The 22,583-nt window shown below is 71.7% G+C and carries 22 protein-coding genes; 16 read left to right on the top strand and 6 right to left on the bottom strand.

Going from position 1 to position 22,583, the window contains the following annotated elements:
• Positions 1 to 8: 8 nt before the first annotated feature.
• On the bottom strand, positions 9 to 533 hold the full coding sequence (locus KHP12_RS00930; protein ID WP_086881714.1) for a winged helix-turn-helix transcriptional regulator: 525 nt from the start codon (positions 531 to 533) through the stop codon (positions 9 to 11).
• Between the two features lie 99 nt (positions 534 to 632).
• Between KHP12_RS00930 and KHP12_RS00925 the strand changes: the two genes are divergently transcribed.
• Positions 633 to 1,412 carry an SDR family oxidoreductase gene (locus tag KHP12_RS00925; protein WP_086881713.1) on the top strand — a complete coding sequence of 260 codons (780 nt, stop codon included), beginning with the start codon at positions 633 to 635 and terminating at the stop codon, positions 1,410 to 1,412.
• Between the two features lie 128 nt (positions 1,413 to 1,540).
• Here KHP12_RS00925 and KHP12_RS00920 read toward each other — a convergent pair whose 3' ends face one another.
• Positions 1,541 to 2,590, bottom strand: a complete 1,050-nt coding sequence (locus KHP12_RS00920) for a 2-hydroxyacid dehydrogenase (protein WP_244202770.1) — start codon at positions 2,588 to 2,590, stop codon at positions 1,541 to 1,543.
• 245 nt (positions 2,591 to 2,835) lie between these two features.
• Between KHP12_RS00920 and KHP12_RS00915 the strand changes: the two genes are divergently transcribed.
• The 7 genes from KHP12_RS00915 to KHP12_RS00885 all read left to right on the top strand — a co-directional run bounded on the left by KHP12_RS00915 (position 2,836) and on the right by KHP12_RS00885 (position 10,211).
• The gene (locus tag KHP12_RS00915; protein WP_211831247.1) at positions 2,836 to 4,431 is read left to right on the top strand and encodes an ABC transporter substrate-binding protein; all 1,596 of its coding nucleotides are present in this window, start codon (positions 2,836 to 2,838) and stop codon (positions 4,429 to 4,431) included.
• A gap of 1 nt (position 4,432) precedes the next feature.
• Entirely contained in the window at positions 4,433 to 5,362 is a 930-nt protein-coding gene (locus KHP12_RS00910) for an ABC transporter permease (RefSeq protein ID WP_086881711.1), read from the top strand.
• A gap of 14 nt (positions 5,363 to 5,376) precedes the next feature.
• Positions 5,377 to 6,336 (top strand): ABC transporter permease, encoded by a 960-nt coding sequence (locus KHP12_RS00905; RefSeq protein ID WP_086881710.1) that lies wholly within the window; start codon positions 5,377 to 5,379, stop codon positions 6,334 to 6,336.
• Positions 6,333 to 7,346: an ABC transporter ATP-binding protein gene (locus KHP12_RS00900; RefSeq protein ID WP_086881709.1), complete on the top strand. Its 1,014-nt coding sequence runs from the start codon at positions 6,333 to 6,335 to the stop codon at positions 7,344 to 7,346. The genes KHP12_RS00905 and KHP12_RS00900 overlap by 4 nt, the downstream gene beginning before the upstream one ends.
• Positions 7,339 to 8,400 (top strand): ABC transporter ATP-binding protein, encoded by a 1,062-nt coding sequence (locus tag KHP12_RS00895; protein ID WP_211831246.1) that lies wholly within the window; start codon positions 7,339 to 7,341, stop codon positions 8,398 to 8,400. Before KHP12_RS00900 ends, KHP12_RS00895 begins: the two co-directional genes overlap by 8 nt.
• The gene (locus tag KHP12_RS00890; RefSeq protein WP_086881707.1) at positions 8,397 to 8,882 is read left to right on the top strand and encodes a TSUP family transporter; all 486 of its coding nucleotides are present in this window, start codon (positions 8,397 to 8,399) and stop codon (positions 8,880 to 8,882) included. Before KHP12_RS00895 ends, KHP12_RS00890 begins: the two co-directional genes overlap by 4 nt.
• Before the next feature lie 129 nt (positions 8,883 to 9,011).
• Positions 9,012 to 10,211 (top strand): MBL fold metallo-hydrolase, encoded by a 1,200-nt coding sequence (locus KHP12_RS00885; RefSeq protein WP_211831245.1) that lies wholly within the window; start codon positions 9,012 to 9,014, stop codon positions 10,209 to 10,211.
• 59 nt (positions 10,212 to 10,270) lie between these two features.
• On the opposite strand, the gene KHP12_RS00880 is transcribed toward KHP12_RS00885, so the two are convergent.
• From KHP12_RS00880 to KHP12_RS00870, 3 genes are all read right to left on the bottom strand, one after another.
• Complete coding sequence (locus KHP12_RS00880; RefSeq protein WP_086881706.1) at positions 10,271 to 10,603, bottom strand: hypothetical protein; 333 nt, start codon at positions 10,601 to 10,603, stop codon at positions 10,271 to 10,273.
• 53 nt (positions 10,604 to 10,656) lie between these two features.
• Positions 10,657 to 11,352 (bottom strand): DJ-1/PfpI family protein, encoded by a 696-nt coding sequence (locus KHP12_RS00875; RefSeq protein ID WP_086881705.1) that lies wholly within the window; start codon positions 11,350 to 11,352, stop codon positions 10,657 to 10,659.
• A gap of 157 nt (positions 11,353 to 11,509) precedes the next feature.
• Positions 11,510 to 12,541 carry a LacI family DNA-binding transcriptional regulator gene (locus KHP12_RS00870; protein ID WP_086881704.1) on the bottom strand — a complete coding sequence of 344 codons (1,032 nt, stop codon included), beginning with the start codon at positions 12,539 to 12,541 and terminating at the stop codon, positions 11,510 to 11,512.
• A 108-nt stretch (positions 12,542 to 12,649) separates the two neighbouring features.
• On the opposite strand from KHP12_RS00870, the gene KHP12_RS00865 reads away from it, so the two are divergent.
• From KHP12_RS00865 to KHP12_RS00850, 4 genes are read left to right on the top strand one after another with little or no spacing between them, the layout of a single operon-like run.
• Positions 12,650 to 13,828, top strand: coding sequence for a phytanoyl-CoA dioxygenase family protein (locus KHP12_RS00865; protein WP_086881703.1), 1,179 nt, complete (start codon positions 12,650 to 12,652; stop codon positions 13,826 to 13,828).
• Positions 13,829 to 13,844: 16 nt separating this feature from the next.
• Positions 13,845 to 14,621, top strand: a complete 777-nt coding sequence (locus KHP12_RS00860) for an SDR family oxidoreductase (protein ID WP_086881702.1) — start codon at positions 13,845 to 13,847, stop codon at positions 14,619 to 14,621.
• Between the two features lie 57 nt (positions 14,622 to 14,678).
• A complete protein-coding gene (locus KHP12_RS00855; RefSeq protein ID WP_086881701.1) occupies positions 14,679 to 15,683 on the top strand; it encodes a Gfo/Idh/MocA family protein in 1,005 nt (334 codons plus the stop codon).
• Entirely contained in the window at positions 15,680 to 16,702 is a 1,023-nt protein-coding gene (locus tag KHP12_RS00850; protein ID WP_086881700.1) for a Gfo/Idh/MocA family protein, read from the top strand. Before KHP12_RS00855 ends, KHP12_RS00850 begins: the two co-directional genes overlap by 4 nt.
• 83 nt (positions 16,703 to 16,785) lie before the next feature.
• On the opposite strand, the gene KHP12_RS00845 is transcribed toward KHP12_RS00850, so the two are convergent.
• A complete protein-coding gene (locus KHP12_RS00845; protein WP_086881699.1) occupies positions 16,786 to 17,388 on the bottom strand; it encodes a TetR/AcrR family transcriptional regulator in 603 nt (200 codons plus the stop codon).
• Positions 17,389 to 17,639: 251 nt separating this feature from the next.
• Here KHP12_RS00845 and KHP12_RS00840 point away from each other — a divergent pair, with 251 nt between their 5' ends.
• From KHP12_RS00840 to KHP12_RS00825, 4 genes are all read left to right on the top strand, one after another.
• Complete coding sequence (locus tag KHP12_RS00840) at positions 17,640 to 18,197, top strand: (2Fe-2S)-binding protein (protein WP_037957040.1); 558 nt, start codon at positions 17,640 to 17,642, stop codon at positions 18,195 to 18,197.
• On the top strand, positions 18,194 to 19,186 hold the full coding sequence (locus KHP12_RS00835) for an FAD binding domain-containing protein (protein WP_086881698.1): 993 nt from the start codon (positions 18,194 to 18,196) through the stop codon (positions 19,184 to 19,186). Before KHP12_RS00840 ends, KHP12_RS00835 begins: the two co-directional genes overlap by 4 nt.
• Positions 19,183 to 21,333, top strand: a complete 2,151-nt coding sequence (locus KHP12_RS00830; protein ID WP_086881697.1) for a xanthine dehydrogenase family protein molybdopterin-binding subunit — start codon at positions 19,183 to 19,185, stop codon at positions 21,331 to 21,333. The genes KHP12_RS00835 and KHP12_RS00830 overlap by 4 nt, the downstream gene beginning before the upstream one ends.
• A 206-nt stretch (positions 21,334 to 21,539) precedes the next feature.
• Entirely contained in the window at positions 21,540 to 22,424 is an 885-nt protein-coding gene (locus KHP12_RS00825) for a DNA/RNA non-specific endonuclease (protein WP_086881765.1), read from the top strand.
• The last annotated feature ends 159 nt before the right edge of the window (positions 22,425 to 22,583 follow it).

Genomic DNA, 22,583 nt, shown 5'->3' with positions numbered 1-22,583 from the left:
CTGTTTCTCTACTCGGACGCGGAAGTGCCGGGCGCGGGCCGCTGCCGCTCGAGTTCGACATAGCGGGCGCGCATCGCCTCGCTCGCGGCCGGGCCCGCGGTGAACACGTATATCTCGCTGTCGTCGAGGCTTCGGCCGGTGCGCGCGTCCACCACGACGGGTTCGGCCTCCTCGCCGGTGCGGGCGTCGACCAGGATCATGGCACGCTCCTCCGGCGCGAGGTGCTGATTGCCCCAGGCGGCCAGCGCGACGACGACAGGCCGCAGCGAACGGCCGCGCTCGGTCAGCACGTACTCATGGCGCACCGGGTTCTTCTGGTAGGGGCGCCGCTCCAGCAGGCCGTCCGCCACCAGGCTCTTCAGCCGCGTGGTGAGCATGCTGGTGGAGATGTTCAGGCTCTGCTGGAACTGGTCGAAGCGGGTATAGCCGTCGAAGGCGTCGTGCAGGATCAGCAGCGTCCACCACTCCCCCACGTGCTGAACCGTGGTCGACAGCGGGCACTCACGGTCCTCCAGCCTGATCCGGCTTGCCATTGCGACACCCTCCCGAGTTACTGCTAATGTGAAAGTCACTTGCTTCTATTTTAGCAGTCACAAGGAGTGTGCCCTGCGCACATTCCGGAACGGACAGCCTTGCCCACACTCAATGACTCTCTCTCCGGCCGTCGGGCCCTCGTCACCGGTGGCACCAAGGGCACCGGGGCGGCGATCGCGGCCCGGCTGCGGACGGCCGGTGCGACCGTACTGGTCACCGCCCGCTCCCAGCCCGAGGACGTCCGCGACGACGACTTCGTCGGCGCCGACCTGACCACACCGGAAGGCGCGGAACACATCGCGCGGGAGGCGCAGCGGCGGCTGGGCGGCACGGACATCCTGGTCCATACGCTCGGCGGCTCGGCAGCGCCCGCCGGTGGCTTCGAGGCGATGTCCGAGGAGATCTGGCAGCAGGAGCTCAACCACAATCTGCTCGGCGCCGTCCGCCTGGACCGCGCCCTGATCCCGGGCATGATCGAACGGGGCGGGGGCGCGGTGGTCCATGTCTCCTCGATCCAGCGGCGGATGCCACTGTGGAACGGCACGCTCGCCTACGCCGCCGCCAAGGCCGCGCTCACCACCTACAGCAAGGGCCTGGCCAACCAGGTGGCACCGCTCGGGGTGCGGGTGAACACGGTGTCCCCCGGGTTCATCCAGACCAGCGCGGCCGACGCGCTCATCGACCGTATCGCCGAGCAGACCGGTGACCGGGAGTCCGCTCTGGCGTCGCTCATGGACTCCCTCGGCGGCATCCCCCTCGGGCGCCCCAACCGGCCCGAAGAGGTCGCCGAGCTCGTCGCCTTCCTCGTCTCCGACCGGGCCTCCGCCATCGTCGGCGCCGAGCACGTCATCGACGGCGGCACCGTACCCACCGTCTGAGAGCCGTCCCCACCGAGAACCGACCGGGAATCCCCATCCGACAGACCATCAGCGAGGCGGCCATCCCCACCATCGAGCGGTGGCTGGACCGCGCCACCTCCGAGTTCACCATCGCCCCCTGAGCCGCTTCAGACGCTCTCCACCGCGGGGCCGTCGGGCACGGCCCGCGCCCGTCCGGCGCGCACCACATTGCCGAGCGGGGTCCCCGCCGCCAGACGGTTGATGTTGGCCGCGATCTCCGTGGCGCGGGCGGCGAACGTCTCCTCCGTGTGTCCCGAGTTGTGCGGTGTCATCACCACATTGGGCAACGCGTGGAACGGCAGACGGCTCGGCGCGTGGGGCGGGGCGGCCCACCACACATCGAGGGCGGCCCCGGCGATGGTGCCCGCCGACAGCGCCTCGTACAGCGCCTCCTCCTGCACGACCGGGCCACGGGCGACATTGACGAGGAGCGCCTGAGGGCCCATCGCGGCGAGTTCGGCGGCGCCGATCAGTCCGCGGGTCGCGGGGCTCAGCGGAACGGTCACCACGACGATGTCGGAGTCGGCCAGCAGTTCCGGGAGCCGGTCCGTGCCGCCCACCCAGTCGGGGCGCAAACCGTCCGGCAGCGGGGCCGATGGATCGCGGCGCACGGCCCGTACCCCCAGGCCGACCGCCTGGCACAGCCGGCCGATCTCCCGCCCCGTCTCGCCGAAGCCGATGACGCCGACCCGGCGGCCCCGCAGGGTGTCCCCGAAGGGGAGCGTGGCATCGACGGCCACGTTCCGCCACCGCCCGGCCCGCAGCTCCCGGTCGGCCGCGAGCACCCGCCGGGACAGCGTCAGCACGCACATCAGGACGTGTTCGGCGATCGACGCGCCGTGGTGAAAGGTGTTCGCCACGGTCACATCGGGCCCCAGCGCCTCCAGGGGGATGCCGTCGTAGCCCGCGCCGACGACATGGACGAGGCGGAGGCGCTGGGCCCGGCGCGCGTGGTCCTCGCTGAGCTGTGAGCCCACGTACACATCGACGGAGGCGATGGCGTCGGCGATCCGTGCCGCGTCCCAGTCGCAGACGTCCAGCCACTCGTGCCGGTCCTCGGTCCGTGCCCTCAGCCGCTCGCCGAACCTGCTCAGAATCCGGTGGTTGAGCATGATGCGCATCCCCCGGTCACCACCGAGGACAGCCGTGCCGACCATGACCACCGTCCTCATATATAGGCGCTGTCTTCATTTGTGCATGAGGCTCATGAGGCTGTCAATGAGCGGGAGGCCTCGGCCAAGGACCGCTCCACCTGCGCCTGTTGTCAGATCCCTTGACGCTCAGGCACCTCCGGTTTAGCTTCGGCGTCCACAAATGCAGACCGGGTACGTAAGTGTAGACAGCCATGTCGACTGTCGTTCTCGGGCGGCACCCCGCCAGCACCCACGGAGATACGCCGACGATGAAGTCCTCCGTACCCTCCGGCCCGCACCGGGAACGGGGCCGGGCCCATACAGTTCTCGCCCTTCTCACAACCGGCACGCTGCTGCTGACCAGCGCGTGCGCCGTGGCGAACAGTGACGCGGCGGGTGACGCCGGAAGCGCGGACGGCCGCACCCTGCGGGTGGTCCTCACCCAGGAGCCCCCGACGCTGGAGCCCTGCGAGTCATCGCTGACCGCGACCGGTGTCGTCGTCCGCTCCAACATCACCGAGCCGCTGGTGGAACGCGACCCCACCTCGGGGAAGCTGGATCCGCTGCTGGCGACCGGGTGGCGGCAGACGAAGCCCATGACGTGGACCTTCGATATGCGCCCCGGTGTGACCTTCCAGAACGGGCAGCCGTTCACGGCGAAGGACGCCGCCTTCTCCATCGACCGCGCCGTCAACTCCGATCTCGCCTGCAACGTGGACGGGTACGTCTTCGGCGACGAGAAGCTCGAAGTACACGCCGTCAGCCCCACCCGGCTGACCGTCACCACCGAGAAGAACGACCCCATCCTCCCCCTGCGGCTCAGCTTCGTCGAGATCGTGCCGCGCACCACCAGCACCAAGGCCAAGGTGCGGATACCGATCGGGACCGGCCCCTACGCCGTCACGTCATGGCAGACCGGTGTCTCCATCTCGCTCGCCCGCAACGAGAACTACTGGGGGAAGGCGCCCGCCTACCCCCGGGCCCGGTATGTCTGGCGCAGTGACGCCAGCGTCCGCGCCGCGATGATCGACAAGGGCGAGGCCGATATCGCGACGGCGCTGGACCACACCAGCGCCGACAAGGGCAACACCGTGGCCTACCCCAACAACGAGACCACCGCCCTGCGCCTGGACGGCCGCGAGGCGCCGCTCGACGACATCCGGGTGCGCAAGGCGATCGGCATGGCCGTCGACCGCAAGGGCATCATCGACGCGCTCCTCGGCGGACTGGCCAAGCCCGCCGCCCAACTCGTCCCGCCCGGTGTGGTGGGCCACAACGACGACCTCGCCCCCGTCCCGTACCAGGTGGCCGCCGCACGCGCGCTGGTGAAACAGGCCGCCGCCGACGGCGTCCCGGTGCACCGGCAGATCACCCTCGTGGCGCGCAACGGCATGTTCGCCGGGATCTCGGAAGTGGCCGAGGCCCTCCAGTACGAGATGGCACGGGTGGGGCTGAACGTGAGGATTCGCATGGCGGACACCGCCACCCACCTTCAGTACCAGCTGCGTCCGCTCCCCCGTGACGTCGGGCCGGTGGCGCTGCTGATCATGCACGGCAACCAGGCCGGGGACGCGGCGTTCACCACCAGTCAGTACCTGGTGAGCGACGGCCCGCAGTCCACCTTCGGCACCAAGGAGCTCGACCGGCGCATCGCCGCGGCGGACGCGCTGTCCGGCAAGGCCCGCGAGAAGGCGTTCGCCGAGGTGCTCGAGTACCAGAACGACACGGTCGTGCAGTACGCCTGTCTGGCCCATATGCGCGGGCTGCTGGGGCTGTCGCCGAGGGTGCGGTACCGGCCGGATTCCGCCACCGGGGACGAGATGCGGCTGGCCGAGGTCAGCGCCGCGAAGCCGGGGAGGCACTGAGATGACGTCCTTCCTGCGCAAGCGCGTCATCTCCAGCGCGATCCCCCTGGTGTTCGTGGTGCTGGGCGTGTTCTGCCTGGCCCGGCTGACCGGGAATCCCGTCGATCTCTACCTCCCGCTGAGCGCCACGCCCCAGCAACGCGCCGAGTTCTCCGCCGCCCACGGCTTCGACGACTCCATCCCGGTGCAGCTGTGGGACTACCTCACCAATGCCGCGCGACTCGACTTCGGGACGTCGCTGCGCACCGGGGAGTCGGCCGGTTCGATGGTGCTCACGGCGTTTCCCGTCACGCTCCAACTGGCCGGGATGACGATGCTCCTGGCGATCCTCGGGGCGCTGCTGGTCGGAAGCCTCGCCGCGTACCGGCCCAACTCGCTCATCGACCGGATCGCCGGTCTGCTGTCGATGACGGCGGCCAGCATCCCCGACTTCTGGTTCGCGATCGTGGGGGTGCTGGTCTTCGGAGTGGGTCTTGACTGGCTGCCGACCTCCGGCACCCTGGGCGGCCCGGAGATCTGGGTGCTGCCCATCGCCACCCTGCTGATCCGCCCGTTCGGGGTGCTGGTGCAGGTGGTCCGCGGCAGCATGGTCGGCGCGCTGTCCGCGCCGTATGTGAAGGTCGCGCGCAGCAAGGGAGCCGGCCCCCAGCGCGTGGTGTTCGGACACGCGCTGCGCAACTCCATCACGCCCGTGCTGACCGTGGCCGGGGATCTCACCGTCGGTCTGGTCAACGGCGCGGTGGTGGTGGAGACGATCTTCGGCTGGCCCGGGATCGGCAAGCTCATGATCGACTCGATTCTCCAGCGCGACTTCGCGGTGTTGCAGGCCGCCGTCCTGCTCACGGCGGTGACGATCTTCGCGCTGAACATCCTCGTGGACGTCTGCCACGCCCTGATCGACCCCCGAGTGCGCCAGGCGGTGCCGGCGTGAGCGAAGGAGCCACCATGACCGACCCGGCCGACCGTCCCGCTGGGGAGACCGCCCCGTCGCGCGCCCGTCCACCCCGCTGGTGGCTGCTGCTCGGCCGGGACCGGGCCGCGGCCGTCGCGGCCGTCATCCTCGCCGGGGTGTTCCTGGTCGCGCTGTTCGGCCAGGTGTTCATCGGGGACCGGGCCGTACGGCAGGATCTGCGCGCCTCACTGCGCCCGCCCTCCCTCGACCACGGCTTCTACGGGCTGCTCGGCACCGATGTGCTGGGCCGCAGCGTGCTGGCCCGGCTGGTGGACGCCGCGGGGACGACGCTGTCCGTCGCGGTGCCCGCGGTGCTGTGCTCGCTGCTGATCGGCTCGGCACTGGGGCTGTGGGCCGGTTACCACGGGGGCCTGCGCGAGAACGTCGCGATGCGGGTGGCCGATGTCATCCTCAGCTTCCCTTCCCTGCTGATCGCGGTGGTCGTGCTGTATGTCTTCGCGCCCAGCGCGATGAACATCGTGCTGATCCTGGCCATCGCGCGCGTCCCGGTCTATCTGCGCACCGCCCGCGCGGAGTCGGCCGAGCTGAGGAGCCGTCTGTTCGTGGACGCGGCCCGGACCTTCGGCACCCCGAGCCGGAACATCATCTACCGGCACGTTCTCCCGATCGCGCTGCCCACGCTGCTGACCGTGGCCACGCTCGACTTCTGTTTCGTCATGCTGACCGAGTCCAGCCTGAGCTTCCTCGGCATCGGCATCCAGCCCCCCGAGGTGAGCTGGGGGCTGATGGTGGCGCAGGGGCGCCAGTACCTTCAGACGGCCTGGTGGATCGCCGTGCTGCCGGGTGTCGCGATCGTGCTCACCACGGTGTCGGCCACGGTGCTCGCCGCCTGGGTCCGGCTGGCCACCGACCCGGCCCAGCGCTGGCGTCTGACGTTGCCCAGGAAGCGGCGCGGCAACCGGGCCGCTGTTCCCTCGGAGATGATCGCGTGAAGTCCTCCACCCTGCCCGCGCCCACCGGGACCGGCGGCCCCGCGCTCGAAGTCGAGGGGCTCTGTGTCGACTTGCGCACCCCCTCGGGCACCGTCCGGGCGGTGAACGACGTCGGCTTCCGGGTGCGCAAGGGGCGCACGCTGGCGCTGCTGGGCGAGTCCGGCTGTGGGAAGTCGATGACCGCGCTGTCCATCGTCGGGCTGCTCGATCCGACCGCCGAGGTGACGGGCGGAGCCGTGAAGGTGTCCGGTACCGATGTGCTGCGGCTGGGCCAGGCGGGGCGCAGGAAGCTCGCCGGTCCCGTGCTGTCGATCGTCTTCCAGGACGCGCTGACCGCGCTCAACCCCGTACAGCCGGTCGGCAGGCAGCTCGCCGAGCCGTTCCGCATCCATCGCGGGATGTCGCGCCGCGATGCCCGGGAGCAGGCGGTCGAGCTGATGACCCGCGTCGGTATCCCCGAGCCCCGGCTGCGGGCCCGCGCGTATCCGCATCAGTTCTCCGGCGGTATGCGCCAGCGGCTGCTGATCGCGATGGCCGTCGCGCTGGACCCCGATGTGCTCATCGCCGACGAGCCCACGACCGCGCTCGATGTCACCGTACAGGCGCAGATCATGCGGCTGCTGCGGGATCTCCAGACCGAGCGGGACATGGCGCTGGTGCTGATCACCCACGATCTGGCGGTGGTGGCCCAGCGAGCGGACGAGGTCGTGGTGATGTACGCGGGCAATGTGGTGGAGACCGGCCCGGTGGCGGAGGTGTTCTCCCGCCCCCGCCACCCCTACACCAAGGGCCTGCTCGACTCGGTTCCCGAACACGCCGTCAGGGGCCGCCCGTTGCCCGCCGTACCGGGCAGCCCGCCCGAGCTCAGCGCGGTCCCGTCCGGCTGTGTCTTCCAGGCCAGATGTCCACTGGCCCAGGAGCGCTGCGCCCAGGAGCGCCCCCGTCTGATGTCCGTCGGGGCCGCGCGTTCGGCCGCCTGCCACTTCTCCGAGGAGCTCGACCGTGCCTGAGACGCCCCTCACCGACGCCACCGCAACCGGTCCCCGGGCCGATGGCTCCGCCACTCCCCCGCCACTGCTCGAAGTCAGCGGCGTGACCAAGTCGTTCGGCCATGGCCGCCGGCGCCTGACCGCGCTCGACGGCGTCGATGTGCGGGTCGAGCGCGGGCAGACGCTCGGGCTGGTGGGCGAGTCCGGATGTGGTAAGTCGACCCTGGCCAGAGTGGTGCTCGGTCTTGAGCGGCCGGACTCGGGCACCGTGCGCTTCGAGGGCACCGATCCGTTCACCCTCAGGGGCAGGGAACTGCTGGCCTGGCGGCGCCGGGTGCAGATGGTTTTCCAGGACCCCTTCGCCTCGCTCAACGCCCGGATGTCCGCGGCCGACCTCATCGGCGAGCCGTGGCGCACCCACCGCGACATCGTGCCCACGGCACAGGCACGGGAGCGGCGGGTCCGTGAGCTGCTGTCCCTCGTCGGGCTGCGGGAGAGCGACGCCCACCGCTACCCCAACGAGTTCTCCGGCGGGCAGCGGCAGCGCATCGGCATCGCCCGCGCGCTGGCGCTCGACCCCGATCTCATCGTGTGCGACGAGCCGGTGTCCGCGCTCGATCTGTCGGTGCAGGCCCAAGTGCTCAATGTGCTCTCCGAGTTGCGGGAACGGCTCGGTGTCTCCTACGTCTTCATCTCCCATGACCTGTCCGTGGTCAGGCATGTCTCCGACCGGGTGACGGTGATGTACCTGGGCAAGGTCATCGAGCACGGCCCCACCGAGGACGTCTTCGACCGGCCCGTACACCCCTACGCCGCCGCCCTGATGTCCGCCGCGCCCACCCTCGACGTCTCCGGGCAGGCCCGGGACGACGAGATCCAGCTGCGCGGGGAGATTCCGTCCCCGTACGACATCCCGTCGGGCTGCCGGTTCCGCACCCGCTGCTGGAAGAGTGAGGCCCGGTGTGCCGAGCTCGCTCCACCTGTCGTGATCCGCGACGGCACGGCGGACACCGGGCGGGAGCCGCATGCGGGCCTGTGCCACTTCCCGCTGGACGCCGGGCCGATGGAAGCATGAGCTCGCCGGAGTTCACCCTGCTCTTCATCACGGTGGCGGTCGGGGCGCTGCTCCAGGTCGCCATCGGCTTCGGGCTCGGCCTGCTGGCCGCCCCGGTGATCGCGGTATTCGACCCGTCGCTCACCCCGGTGGCGGTCCTGCTGCTCGCCACCGGGGTCACGGCCGCGGTGCTGGTGCTGGAGGGCGGCCACCTGGACCTGCGAGGCGCGGGGTGGGCGCTGGCCGGCCGGGTGCCGGGGGTGCTGGGCGGCGCGGCGCTGGTGGCCGTGCTGCCCGCCCGGTACCTCGCCCTCCTGGTGGCCGCGGTCGTCGTCACGGGCGTGGCGGTGAGCCTGCGCGGCTTCGTGCCCGCGCCGCGGCGGCGGTCGGTGCTGCTGGCCCGCCCGATGTCGAGCCGGCTGGACATGCGCCGCACCAGGGCCGTGGCCATGGTGCTCGCGGTGGCGAGCGCGACGGTGCTGGTGGTCCAGCAGTTCGTCTGAGCCGGGCGGCACTTTTCCGTTGAAAGTTGGCACTGCCGCTTCTTCTTGCGCCCGAACAGCCCGTCTAGCCTCGATTTTGCTCATCTCCCCGACGCCACAAGCGCGTTCGCCAGCGAAAGGTATTTCCCCATGCCCGAGGCTCCGCCGGAAAATGTCGGCAGCGACGGAATTCCGCAACCCGAGCATCACCTTGGCGGTTTCGCGCACGCCAATCGGCGCCGTGTCCTGTCCCTCCTGGCCGGGGCCTCGGCCACGGCCGCCCTGTCGACGAGCGGGGCGCCGACCGCCGCCGCGGCGACGCCGCGCGAGGAGGGCCGGACCCGTGTCGTCCTGCTCGGCACCGCCGGTGGTCCGTCCGTGTTCGATCCCGGTCGTGCGGGTGTGTCCACGGCCGTGGTCCACGAGGACCGGGTCTATGTCGTGGACCTCGGCGTGGGGTCATACCGGCGGCTGGGGCAGGCCGGTCTCGACCCTGCGGGGCCCGGAAATCTGCTGGCCAATGTGCGCGGAATTTTCTTCACCCATCTACACAGCGACCATATGGTCGACTGGCCTTCGCTGTACGCCACGGCCGCCTTCAATTCCATCGGGCGTACGCAACCGCCGATCCGCGTATTCGGCCCGGGCCGGCGTTCGGAATTGCCGCGGGTATTCCCGCCCGGGTCCCCCGAGCCCCCGATCGTGAACCCCGATGACCCCATGCCCGGAATCTCCGCCATGACGTCGTATCTGCGCCAGGCGTTCGCGGCGGACCTGAACGACCGGGCGCGTGACAGCGCCACCCCCGATCCCTCGGGCGTGTTCGAACCGCGGGACATCGACCTGACCGGGGTGTGGGACGTCGACGCCGCCGGAAAGCCACCGCGGCTGAGTGGACCGATTCCGGTGTGGGAGGACGGCGAGGTCCGGATCACCGCGACCCTGGTCGACCACCACCCCACGGCCCCGGCCTTCGCCTACCGGTTCGACACCCCCGATGGATCCGTGGTGGTCTCCGGCGACACCACGGTCACCCCGAACCTCATCGACCTCGCACACGGGACCGACTACCTCGTGCACGAAGTGATCGATAAGCGATATGTCGACCGGACGGTCTCGCAATTGCCGCCCGAACAGGCGAACGCGCTGCGCGAACACCTCCTCGCCTCGCACACCACCATCGAACAGGTGGGCCGGGACGTGGCCGAGGCGGCCTGCGCCCGGAACCTCGTGCTCACCCATCTCGTCCCCGCCGACAACGAGGTCGGCCGCTGGCGGCTGGCCCAGAAGGGCTACTCGGGCCGCCTGATCGTGGGGGCCGATCTCATGAGCCTCGCGGTGCGCCACTGACCGGGGGAACGCGTAAGGGAACCGGGCCATCGGCCCGGTTCCCTCATAGGCGTATTCGGTCAGCCCTCCGCCGCCACGGGGACGGCGCGGCGCTGTCCGGTGACCTTGGAGGAGGGCAGCCGCCCGGCCTTGGAGGTGCCGGTCATCGTCTCGCCCCCGACGGTCATCGTGAACGCGAGGTTCAGGCGCATCGGCTTGGTGATGGCCTGACGCCAGAAGAGCTGGTCACCGTCGAGCGCCACATCGGCCAGCGGGACCTCCTCGCCCGCACCGTGGGCCGTGCCGGTCAGGGTGCCGCCCTCGTCGCGGAGTTCGATCACGGCCTGGATCCGGCCGATGGGTGTGGAGATGGACAGATCCCAGGTGCCTTCGACGGAGTCTGCGACGGACATGGTGATGTGTTTCCTTACGGTGGGTCGGGACGGATGGCGGTGGGGCGGTGTGGTCACACGGCGACGGGCGACGGCCCGTGGTGGCGCCAGGGGGTGCCACGGCGCTCGTAGGCGAACAGCTCCTCGACGGCGTGGGCGATCTGCGGCCCCAGTTCGCGCTCCAGCAGGTACAGGCCCAGATCGAGCCCGGAGGTGACACCGGCACCGGTGACGAGGTCGCCGTCGTCGACGACGCGGGCCCTGACGGCGTTGACGCCCGTGGCATCCAGCATGTCCAGGCCCATGTGGTGGGTGGTGGCGTAGCGGCCCTCCAGCAGACCGGCCATGGCCAGGACGAGCGAGCCGCCGCACACCGTGGCGACGGTCGCCTCCGGGCGGTCCATGGCGGCCTTCAGCAGCCCCGGCAGGTCGGTGTTCAGGGTGCGGCCCAGCAGGACGGGGATGAACTCGTCCTCCCGCCACTCGCCCGTATCCGCGTCCGCGTCGTGGTCGGGGACCTCGCCGGGCTCTCCGACACGGCCGGCGGCACCGGGGACCACCACCAGGTCCGCCCTCGCGGGATCCAGGGCGGCCGTGGCGCGCAGTGGTACGCCGCCGACCCCGCTCACCACCTCACGCGGCCCCTCGGCGGACACCAGCTCCACGCGCAGCGCTCCTCCGGAAGCCATGCCACCGGCGTACAGCACTTCGTAGGGGGCGAGCACATCGAGGAGGTCGAAGCCGTCGAACAGGACGATCTGGGCGAGCATGAAAACGCTCCCTCACATGCGGTGATGGCCAGTCCGTCTGGCCCCGTTCCGACGCTATGCGAGGGCGGAAACGGCTCCCAGTGGCACGAGTGACATGGTTCAACGGGATCTCGCCAAGCGGGCCGGGGCATGCGGGAGGGTGCCGCGATCAGGCGTCTCAGGCCACGTCGGGCGGCATGTTGTACGGCGTGACGACCTGGATGGGCGAGGGCAGGGAGGGGCCGTCGTCGGGCAGGGCGCCGTGGGCCCGCATGATGATCTGGCAGGCGCGGCGCATGTCCTGGCGCAGGTCGTGGTGGAGCACCGCGGACAGCCGGCGCTCGCGCAGCAGCCGGGTGTTGTCGTGGTCGAGGTCGTGGGCGATGAACACCTCGTAGCCGCGGCCGAGCTCCTCGAAGGCCTGGATCGTCGCGGTGTTGCCACCACCGATCGAGTAGACCGCCCGGATGTCCGGGTCGCGCCGCAGCACCCGCAGGACCAGGTCGCGCTGGGTGGCGTCCAGGCCGTCGCTGTCGGTGACCTCGACGAGCGTGCGCCCGGGGTGTGCGTTGCGCAGGGCGCTGCGGAAGCCCATCTCGCGTTCCTCCTCACCGCGGAAGAACCCCCGGCTGACGGTGGTGAGCACATTGCCGGGGCGGTCGCCGAGCCACTGGCCCACGAGGTACGCGGCGGTGGCGCCGGCGGCGCGGTTGTCGATGCCGACGTAGGACCGGCGGGCGCTGCTGGGCAGATCGGTCACCAGGGTGACCACCGGTATGCCCACAGCCGCCAGTCGGCCGACGGCCGCGGTGACCTCGGGTACGTCGGGCGCCTTCAGGACGATCCCCTGGCAGCCGCCGCGTTGGGCGACGCGGTCCAGCGTGGCGATCAGCTCCTCCACCGGACCGGTCTCGCGGAAGTGGAAGCGCGACCGCATCACCGCCGGGCGCAGCGAGGGCAGCTCCGCCTCCAGTGCGGCGCGGACCGCCGAGGAGAAGCGCTCAGGGGCCTGCATCACGATATCGATCATGAAGGTGCGGCCGCCGATGCGGACCTGGGTGCGCTGCCGGTCCAGGTCCTTGATCGCCTGATGGACCTCCCGGGTGGTGCTCTCGCGCACCCCGCCCCGGTTGTTCAGCACCCGGTCGACGGTGGCCTCGCTCAGACCGGCCTGCCGGGCGATCTCCCGGATGGGATACGGATGGGCCATCGGCACGCCTCCCTGAGGGGTTTTTGATGGGCTGCTGAGGATTGCCCGATGCTCGGCCGATCACAACACTGACAGAAAGCCGCAGCCCACGGGAAGGATCGGACAGCAATGCCCCTCATCGCTCCGAGGTCTCATGCCTGGCTCAGTGAGGCCGACTGTTCCCTCGATGCCTTCCGTACCCTGGTCGAGCGGACCACCGACCCCGGCGACCACCCCGGCGCCGACGCCGTGGAGCAGAACATCCCCGTCTACGACGGCGACCGCCTGCGGACCCGGGCCGCCACGGCTTCCGGCCGCCGGGAGGCGCAGGCGGAACTGGTCCACGCCCTGCTGGACGGCCCCGGCATCGTGGTGTTCAAGGGTGCCTTCCCCGACGTGTCGGTCCTGGACCGGGCCACCGAGGCGTTCACGGCGCTGATCGAGCGGGAACGGGCGGCGGGCGGCGCCCGCGGTGACCACTTCGCCAGGCCCGGCGCCAACGACCGGGTGTGGAACGCGCTGGAGAAGCTGGCCCTGAGCGCACCGGAGGTCTTCGCCGACTACTACGCCAACGACCTCATCGCCCTCGTGGCCACCGCCTGGCTCGGCCCCGGCTACCAGGTCACCTCGCAGATCAACCAGGTCAACCCGGGCGGCGCGGCCCAGAGCGTGCACCGCGACTACCACCTCGGTTTCCTCTCCGAGGCGCGGGCCGCGGCCTATCCCGCCCATGTCCACCGGCTCTCCCCCGTGCTGACCTTGCAGGGCGCGGTCGCCCACTGCGCCATGCCGGTCGAGTCCGGCCCGACGCTCTATCTGCCCTACTCGCAGGCGTACGAGCCCGGCTATCTGGCCTGGCGCCGCCCGGAGTTCATGGCCTACTTCGCCGAGCACCACGTCCAGCTGCCCCTGGAGGCGGGCGACGCGGTCTTCTTCAACCCCGCGCTGTTCCACGCCGCCGGGCACAACCGCTCGGCGGACATCCGGCGGATGGCCAACCTGCTCCAGATCTCCTCCGCGTTCGGCCGCGCCATGGAGACCGTCGACCGTGAGGCGGTGGCCAACGCCGTCTTCCCCGTACTGCGGCGGCGCAAGGCCGAAGGCGCCACCGAGGACTGGCTGCACAACGTGGTCGCGGCCTGCGCCGAAGGCTACCCGTTCCCCACCAACCTCGACCTCGACCCGCCGGTCGGCGGCCTCGCCCCGGACTCCCAGGCCGACACCCTCCGGCGGGCCCTGGAGCGGGACTGGAGCCCGGAGACCCTCCGTACGGAACTGCGGGCCGGCGCCGAGCGCCGCCAGAGCTGAAGGAGACGGACCGCTCATGGGACTGCTTCAGGACAAGATCGTCCTGGTCAACGGGGGCAGCCAGGGGATCGGCGCGGGCATCGTCCGCGCCGCCGCCCGCGAGGGGGCCACGGTGGCGTTCACCGGACGCCGCCCCGACGCCGGTGAGTCGCTGGCCGGGGAGCTGGCCGCCCAGGGCGCCACGGCCTCCTTCCTCCGCGCCGACCTGGCCGATCCCGCGCAGGCACGCGGCAGCGTGGAACAGGTGGTGGCGGCCCACGGCAGGATCGACTGCCTGGTCAACTCCGCCGGGCTCACCTCGCGCGGCACGCTGCTGGACACCACGCCCGAGCTCTTCGACGCGCATATCGCGATCAATCTGCGCGCCCCGTTCTTCGCCATGCAGGCCGCCGTCGCCGACATGGTGGCAAGGAAGGCCCCGGGCACCATCGTCAACATCATCTCCAACTGCGCACACGGCGGATATCCGTTCCTGGCGCCGTACGCCGCCGCGAAGGCCGGGCTCGCGGGCCTGACCCGCAACGCCGCCCACGCCCACCGCTGGGACCGCGTCCGCGTCAACGGCCTCAACCTGGGCTGGACCGACACCGAGGGCGAGGACGCCATCCAGCGCGCCTTCCACGGCGCGGGCGACGACTGGCGCGAGGAGGCGGCCCGCGCCCAGCCGATGGGCAAGCTGGGCCAGGTGGACGAGATCGCCGATTTCGTCGTCCTCCTCCTCTCCGACCGCAGCGGGGTCGTCACCGGCTCGGTCATCGACTGGGACCAGAACGTCCTCGGCGGACTCGGCTGACCCGCCGCGTCACCAGAGGCAACACCACCGTCCAGACAGAAAGGGACACGACTCCCCATGCGTATCGGCATCATGGGCCTGGGCCGGATCGGCGCCTTCCACGCCGAGACCCTGGCCACGCTCGACGCGGTGGACTCCCTCGTGGTCACCGACCCGGTCGCCGCGGCCGCCACCGCCGCCGCCGAGCGCTTCGGCGCCCACGCGGTCGACTCGCCGGAGGCCGTACTCGCGGCCGGAGTGGACGGCGTCGTGATCGCCGCGGCCACCGACGCCCACCCGGAACTCATCCTCGCCGCCGTGCGGGCGGGCGTACCGGTCTTCTGCGAGAAGCCCGTGGCGCGCACGATCGAGGAGAGCCTCGATGTCCTCCGCGCGGTGGAGGGCGGTGGGGTGGAGGTCCAGATCGGCTACAACCGGCGCTTCGACCCCGGTTACGCGGCCGCGCGGGCGGCGGTGGTCAGCGGTGAGCTCGGGCCGTTGCACACCGTACGGTCCACCACCTTGGACCCCGAGCCGCCCCCGGCCGCCTACGTGGCCGTCTCCGGTGGCATCTTCCGCGACTGCGCCGTGCACGACTTCGACACCGTCCGCTGGATCACCGGCCGCGAGGTCGCCGAGGTCTACGCGACCGGCGCCAACCGCGGCGCCGAGTACATCGCGGCCGCCGGAGACGTGGACACCGCCTCCGCCCTCCTCACCCTGGACGACGGCACCCTCGCCGTGGTCTCCAACACCCGCCACAACCCCCGGGGTTACGATGCCCGCCTGGAGCTCCACGGCATGACGGACAGCGTGGCCGCGGGCCTGGAGGACAGGCTGCCGCTGCGCTCCGTCGAACCGGGCGCCACCTTCCCCGGCGGCACACCGCACCACTTCTTCATGGACCGCTTCGCCGCCGCCTACCGGGCCGAGCTCACCGCCTTCACCGAGGTCGTGGCGGGTCTGCGGTCCTCCCCCTGCACCGTCGCCGACGCCGTCGAGGCCGGCTGGATCGCCGAGGCCTGCACGCTTTCGTTGCGCGAACACCGCCCCGTGACCATGGAAGAGGTACGCAAGGCATGACGACAGCCGAGCCGCTGCGCATCGGGGTCCTGGGCGCCGCCCGGATCTCCGAGCTCTCCCTCGTCGGCCCCGCCCGTGCGGGCGGCCACCGCCTCGTCGCCGTGGCCGCCCGCACCCGTGACCGGGCCGATGCCTTCGCCGCCGAGCACGGCGTCGAGCGCGTCCTGGACACCTACGCCGACGTGATCGCCGACCCCGAGGTGGAGGTCGTCTACAACCCGCTGGCCAACAGCCTGCACGGGCCGTGGAACCTCGCCGCGCTCGCCGCGGGCAAGCATGTGCTGACCGAGAAGCCCTCGGCGAGCAACGCGGAGGAGGCCACCGAGGTGCGCGACGCCGCCGCCAAGGCGGGCACCGTGTTCATGGAGGGCTTCCACTACCTCTTCCACCCCGTCACCCGCCGCCTCCACGAACTGCTCGACTCCGGGGAGCTCGGGGAGCCGCGGCACATCGAGACGACGATGACCATGCCCGCCCCGCCCGGGTCCGACCCCCGCTGGTCCCTGCCCCTGGCCGGGGGCGCCCTGATGGACCTGGGCTGCTACAGCCTGCACGCGCAAGCCACCCTCGCCCCCTGGGCCGGTGGTCCCCCGCGCCTGGTCACCGCCCGGGGCGGCGCCCGGCACGGCGCACCGGACGTGGACGAGTGGCTGGACGCGGACCTGGCCTTCCCCGGCGGTGCCACCGGATCCGCCCGCTGCCACATGGCACATGAGGAGTGGCGGATGAGTTTCAGGGTCATCGGCTCACGGGGCGAGGCGACGGCCATGAACTTCGTCCAGCCTCATCTGGACGACCGGGTCGTGGTGCGTACGCCCGCGGGTGAACGGACGGAGGAGCTGGGCAAGCGGTCCTCGTACACCTACCAACTGGACGCGTACGCCGCGCACGTGCGGCACGGCACACCGCTTCCGCTGGACGCGGAGGACGCGCTGACCACCATGTCCCTGATCGACGCGTGCTACCGCGCCGCCGGGTTCCCGCCCCGGCCGCGCACCGCGCTCCCGGTCCCGGGCTGATCCGCGGGACAGCCCGCGCCACGGAGGCCCCCGCCCGCCGCCGGGCGGGACCCCTGCCGCCGGGCGGGGGCCTCCGGCCGGGCTCAGCTCGCCCCGTCGGCTGCCGCCTCCGCCCCGGGCGCGCCCGTGCGCAGCCCGTCCATGACGAGGTCCAGCAGCCGTCTGGCGCGTGCCTGCCCGTTCTCGCCGGGGCCGATCTGCCACAGGCCGGCGATGGCGAGCAGGAAGTCGTCGGTGGTGACGCCCGGGCGGATGGTGCCGACCTCCTCGTTGGCCCGCAGCAGGAGCGCCACTGCCTCGGTCATCTGGCCGTGCCCCGGTTTCTCCTGGCCGCAGGACGCGCTGATGGCCTTGTGCAGCGCGTCGGCGAGACCGGCCTTGGCCATGGCGAACCGGGCCAGGTGCCCCATCCACTCCCGCAGCGCCTGATCCGGCGCTCGGGTGCGCAGCAGCTCGGCCGCGGTGTCGGCCACCTGCCGCATCTCATGGCGGTAGATCTCCAGGACGAGGGCCTCGCGGCTGGGGAAGTGGCGGTACAGCGTGCCCTGCCCGACGCCCGCCTTCTTCGCGATGGTGCTCAGCGGGACCTCCGCCGAGCGCGTCAGCTCCGCCAGCGCCACTTCCAGGATGCGCTCGCGGTTCGCAGCCGCGTCCGAGCGCAGACGCGCGTCCCTCTCTGCCCGCACTCGCCCTCCTCCGGACCCCGCCGTAGCCCCAACCTTGCTCACCGGACAGCTGTCCGCTAAGTTTCTTACCCAGCGGACACTTGTCCGCTTAGGTCCACCTTACCGGCTGAAACGGCCGGTGTGGATGGCCGAAACCGAGCGCCGACCGGCATTGTCCCGCATCCCATATCCTCGGGACTCCCTCCCTAGGCCCCGGGCCCCCTCCATCGGACGACTTCAGCGCGCACCACACCCGCGAAAGAAGGCTGATCATGGCCCCATCGACGTCCAGCGTCATCACGCTGACCATCAACGGCGAGAAACACACGCTGCCCGTCGACCACCGCACCACCCTGCTCGACGCCCTGCGGGAGCAGCTCGACCTCACCGGCACCAAGAAGGGCTGCGACCAGGGCCAGTGCGGTGCCTGCACCGTGCTGATGGACGGCCGCCGGGCCGTCTCCTGTCTCCAGCTCGCGGTGGCGGCCGAGGGCCGTGAGGTCACCACGATCGAGGGCGTGGCCGAGGGCGACGAGCTGCACCCGGTGCAGCAGGCGTTCCTCGACCTCGACGGCTACCAGTGCGGTTACTGCACCCCGGGGCAGATCTGTTCCGCCCTCGCCGTGATCGAGGAGCACGCGGCGGGCTGGCCGAGCGCCGCCACCGCCGACGTCCGCCCCGAAGCGGGGCCCCCGCCCCTCACCCCGGACGAGATCCGGGAGCGGATGAGCGGCAACCTGTGCCGCTGCGGCGCCTATGTGTCGATCGTCCAGGCGGTCGCGCGGGCGGCCGAGGCGCGCACGGCCGGGACCGAGGAGGCCCTCGCATGAAGGAGTTCGGCTACCAGCGGGTCCTCGAGGTCTCCGAGGCGGTCTCCGTGCTCGGCGCCGACCCCGACGCGCGTTTCCTCGGCGGCGGCACCAATCTGGTCGATCTGATGAAGACCGGCGTCGAGCGGCCGGGACGCCTGGTCGACGTGCGCGAACTGCCCCTGGACCACGTCGAGGTGACGCCGGACGGGGACGTGCGCATCGGGGCCACCGTCACCAACAGCGATCTCGCCGCCCACCCCGAGGTGCGGCGCCGCTACCCGGCCCTCGCCCAGGCCGTCCTGGCCGGTGCGTCCGGGCAGCTGCGGAACATGGCCACCGTCGGCGGCAACCTCCTCCAGCGCACCCGCTGCGGCTACTTCACCGATGTGGCCGGGCCCTGCAACAAGCGCCTCCCCGGCAGCGGCTGCCCGGCCATCGAGGGCGAGCACCACAACCACGCGATCCTCGGCGCCTCCGAGCACTGCGTGGCCACCCACCCCTCGGACATGGGGGTCGCGCTCGCCGCCTTCGACGCCGTCGTACGGTACGAAACCGCCGACGGGCCGGGCGAGTTGCCGCTCGCGGACTTCTATCTGCCCGTGGGCGACACCCCACACCTGGAGACCGCGCTGCCGTCCGGCGCGCTGATCACCGGTATCACCCTGCCCCCGGCCCCGGTGGCCGCCCACTCCCGCTACCGCAAGGTCCGCGAGCGCGCGTCCTACGCCTTCGCGATCGGTTCGATCGCCGCCGCCCTCGAGGTCCGGGACGGGATCGTCCAGGAGGTCCGCCTCGCCTTCGGGGCGGTCGCCTCCCGGCCGTGGCGGGCGCTGGCGGCCGAGCGGGCGCTGACCGGGGGCCCGGCGACCGCCGAGGCGTTCGCCGCCGCCGCGGACGCGGAGCTGGCCGCCGCCGATCCACTGCCCCACAACGGATACAAGGTGCCGCTGATGCGCAACCTCGTCGTGGCCCTGCTGACCGAACTCACCGAGGAGGCCGCCCGATGACCACGACGACCGGAACCACCACGACGACGGGCGCCTTCGGCACCGCGCGCACCCGCGTGGAGGGCCGGGAGAAGGTCACCGGAGCGGCCCGCTACGCGGGCGACATCCCCCTGCCCGACCTCGCCCACGGCTGGATGGTGCTGTCCACCGTGGCCCGCGGCCGCGTCAGCGCGGTCGAGTCCGAGCCGGTGCTCGCCATGCCCGGTGTCCTCGCGGTCATCCACCACGAAAACGCCCCGCGGGTCAACCTGGACTACATGGGCATGATCGGGAAGCCCGACCCGATCCTCGGGGTCTTCCAGCACGACCGTGTCCCCTTCATGGGCTGGCCGGTGGCGCTGGTCCTCGCCGAGCGGCCCGAGCAGGCCAGGGAGGCCGCGGAAGCGCTGGTCGTCCGGTACGAGCAGGAGCCGCACGACATCGGCTTCGCCGCCGGACACCCGGACATGTACACCCCTGCGGATTCGCCCTTCGGGCCGGCGGTGACGTCGAAGGGGGACGTCGAGGCCGAACTGGCCGCGTCCGCCTTCGTCGTGGACTCCGAGTACACCACCCCGGAAGAGCACCACAACCCCATGGAGCCGCACGCGGCGACGGCCCACTGGGACGGCGGCCGGCTGGAGGTCTTCGACTCCAACCAGGGCAGCACGATGGTGGCCGCCGAGCTCGCGCAGATCTTCTCCCTCGACGCGGAGTCGGTGCGGGTGCGGTCCGAGCACGTCGGCGGCGGCTTCGGCTCCAAGACCACCCGCCCGCACCAGGTGGCCGCCGCCATGGCCGCGACCGTTCTCCAGCGCCCGGTGCGCGTCGTCATGACCCGCCGCCAGATGTTCTCGACGATCGGCTACCGCAGCCCCACCGCGCAGCGGGTCAGGCTCGGCGCCGATGAGTCGGGGCGGCTGCGGGTGCTGGACCACCGGTCCGAGTGCGTCACGTCGACCGTCCACGAGTTCATCGAGCGGAGCGCCACGGTGGCCCGCGTGATGTACGACGCCGACGCGCACTACACCAGCGACCGCGTCGTACGGCTCGATGTGCCGAGCCCGACCTTCATGCGCGCGCCCGGCGAGGCACCGGGCTCGTTCGCGCTGGAGTGCGCCATGGACGAGCTCGCCGAGAAGACCGGCATCGACCCGATCGAGCTGCGCGTCCGCAACGAGCCCGACCGGGGCCCGGTCTCGGGCCTGCCGTTCAGCAGCCGCAATCTGGTCGCCTGCTACGAGGAGGGCGCCCGCAGGTTCGGCTGGGCCGACCGAGACCCCCGTCCGGGGGTGCGCCGCGAGGGGCGGTGGCTGCTCGGGACCGGTATGGCGGCGGCCAGCTTCCACTCCGGCGCCGGACCGTCCACGGCGGCCGTGACGGCGGAGGCGGACGGCACCTTCACCGTGCGCATCAACGCGGCGGACATCGGCACCGGCGCCCGGACCGCCATCAACCTGGTCGCCGCGGACGCGCTGGCGGTGGATCCGGAGCGGGTCCGGGTGGTCATGGCGGACAGTGACCTCGGCCCGGCGATGCTCGCCGGTGGCTCGATGGGCACGCGCTCCTGGGCGTGGGCGGTGGCGATCGCGGTGAGCGAACTGCGCGAGCGGCTGGCCCTGGGCGGCGACATCCCGCCCGAGGGGATCACCGCGCGGTCCGACACCACCGAGGCCATCGGCGCCCTGGCCCAGAAGGAACGGCACTCCTTCGGAGCGCAGTTCGCCGAGGTGGCCGTGGACGTCACCAGCGGAGAGGTCCGGGTGCGGCGGATGCTCGGCATCTTCGCGGCAGGCCGGATCGTCAACCCGCTGACCGCGCGCAACCAGCTCGTCGGCGGAATGATCTGGGGCATTTCCATGGCGCTGCACGAGGAGGCGGTCAGGGACCGGGCCTCGGGCGGCCTCGTCTCCCCCGACCTCGCGGGCTATCACTTCGCCGCCAACGCCGATGTGCCGGTCGTCGAGGCGGACTGGGTGGACGACCCGGACCCGGACGACCCGGTCGGCATCAAGGGCGTCGGCGAGGTCGGCATCGTGGGGGCCGCGGCGGCGATCTCCAACGCGGTGTGGCACGCCACCGGCGTCCGCCACCACAACCTGCCGATCCGCCCGGACCGGGTCCTGTCGGCGGGGACGAACGCGCCGGAGCCCGGCCACGCGGGCTGACCCTCTCACCGTCGAGTGCTCGGCGTCGGCCAGGTTTCCCACCTGGCCGGCGCCGAGCTCGTAGGGGCGCTGTTCGGCCGCGCCTTGGCAGGGGCGCGGTCCTGCCGCCGTGATGCGGCCTGGTGGAGCGAGTCCGCTCGACCATACGGGCGGGATGAGAGGTCCAGTCCGATTATGTGATCGGGCGGCACGGTACCGACAACGGCATGGCCACTCCCCCCGATCCCCCGCAGAACGCGGAGACCGCGAGCCCGGCGTCCCTGGTGGACCGCAAGGGCTACGACGAGCGCTTCCTGGGCCCCTCCCTGCCGCTGCCCCGGCCGACCGGCCCCGATACCGAGACGACCGTCCTGCCCTACACCAACTTCAGCGTCGTCTTCCGCCCGGACCGCCGGCTGGCCGCGGCGACGGCCGTCACGATCGACGGCGCGCACCTGGTCGATGTGGAGCGCAAGGACGAATGGCGCTTCGACCCCCGCCTGCCCGAGGCCCAGCAGGCCGGTGCCCCCGTCTACCGGGACAACCCGCTGGACAAGGGACATCTGGTCCGCCGCCTCGATCCCGTATGGGGTCCGAACGCGTCCATGGCGAACGACGACACCTTCCACTACACCAACGCCGCTCCCCAGATGAACGTCTTCAACCAGGGCAAGCAGCTCTGGCAGGGGCTGGAGAACTTCCTGCTGGACCACGCCGAGGAGTTCCACAGGAAGCTGACGGTGTTCACCGGGCCCGTGCTCGAGAACTCCGATCCGCCCTACCGGGGCATCCAGGTGCCGCTCCGGTTCTGGAAGGTCGCCGCGTTCCTCCAGGACGGGGAGCTGGCGTCCACCGCCTATGTGCTCGACCAGAGCCCCGACCTCAGCCGGGACGCCGCCGCCCGGGTCATGGCGGAGGCCGCGCGGGCCGGAGACCCTCCCCCGCTCGGGGCGTTCCGCACCTTCCAGGTGCCGGTCTCCGACATCGCCCGCCTCACCGCCCTGGACCTGGGCCCGCTCCCGGCGGCCGACCGGCTGACCGCCGGAAGGCGCGCCGCACCCCGCTGGACCCGCCTGGAGTCCTACGACGACATCACCGTGGACGCCGCATGACCTCGTCCGCCAAACGCGTCTGACGCCGCACCGGCACCGGATACCGCCGATCGGCTGGCGCTGTGCGGCGATCCAGTCATCTTCCCGTTCCGCCCGCTCCCCTCCGGGCCCCGGCGGGGAACCACTCGCCCAAAGCCGAGGAGAGCAGAGAGGGCACCG

The sequence above is a fragment of the Streptomyces asiaticus genome (assembly GCF_018138715.1).
GTDB classification, from domain to species: Bacteria; Actinomycetota; Actinomycetes; order Streptomycetales; family Streptomycetaceae; genus Streptomyces; species Streptomyces asiaticus.
This window is presented reverse-complemented; position numbering and strand designations above follow the sequence as displayed.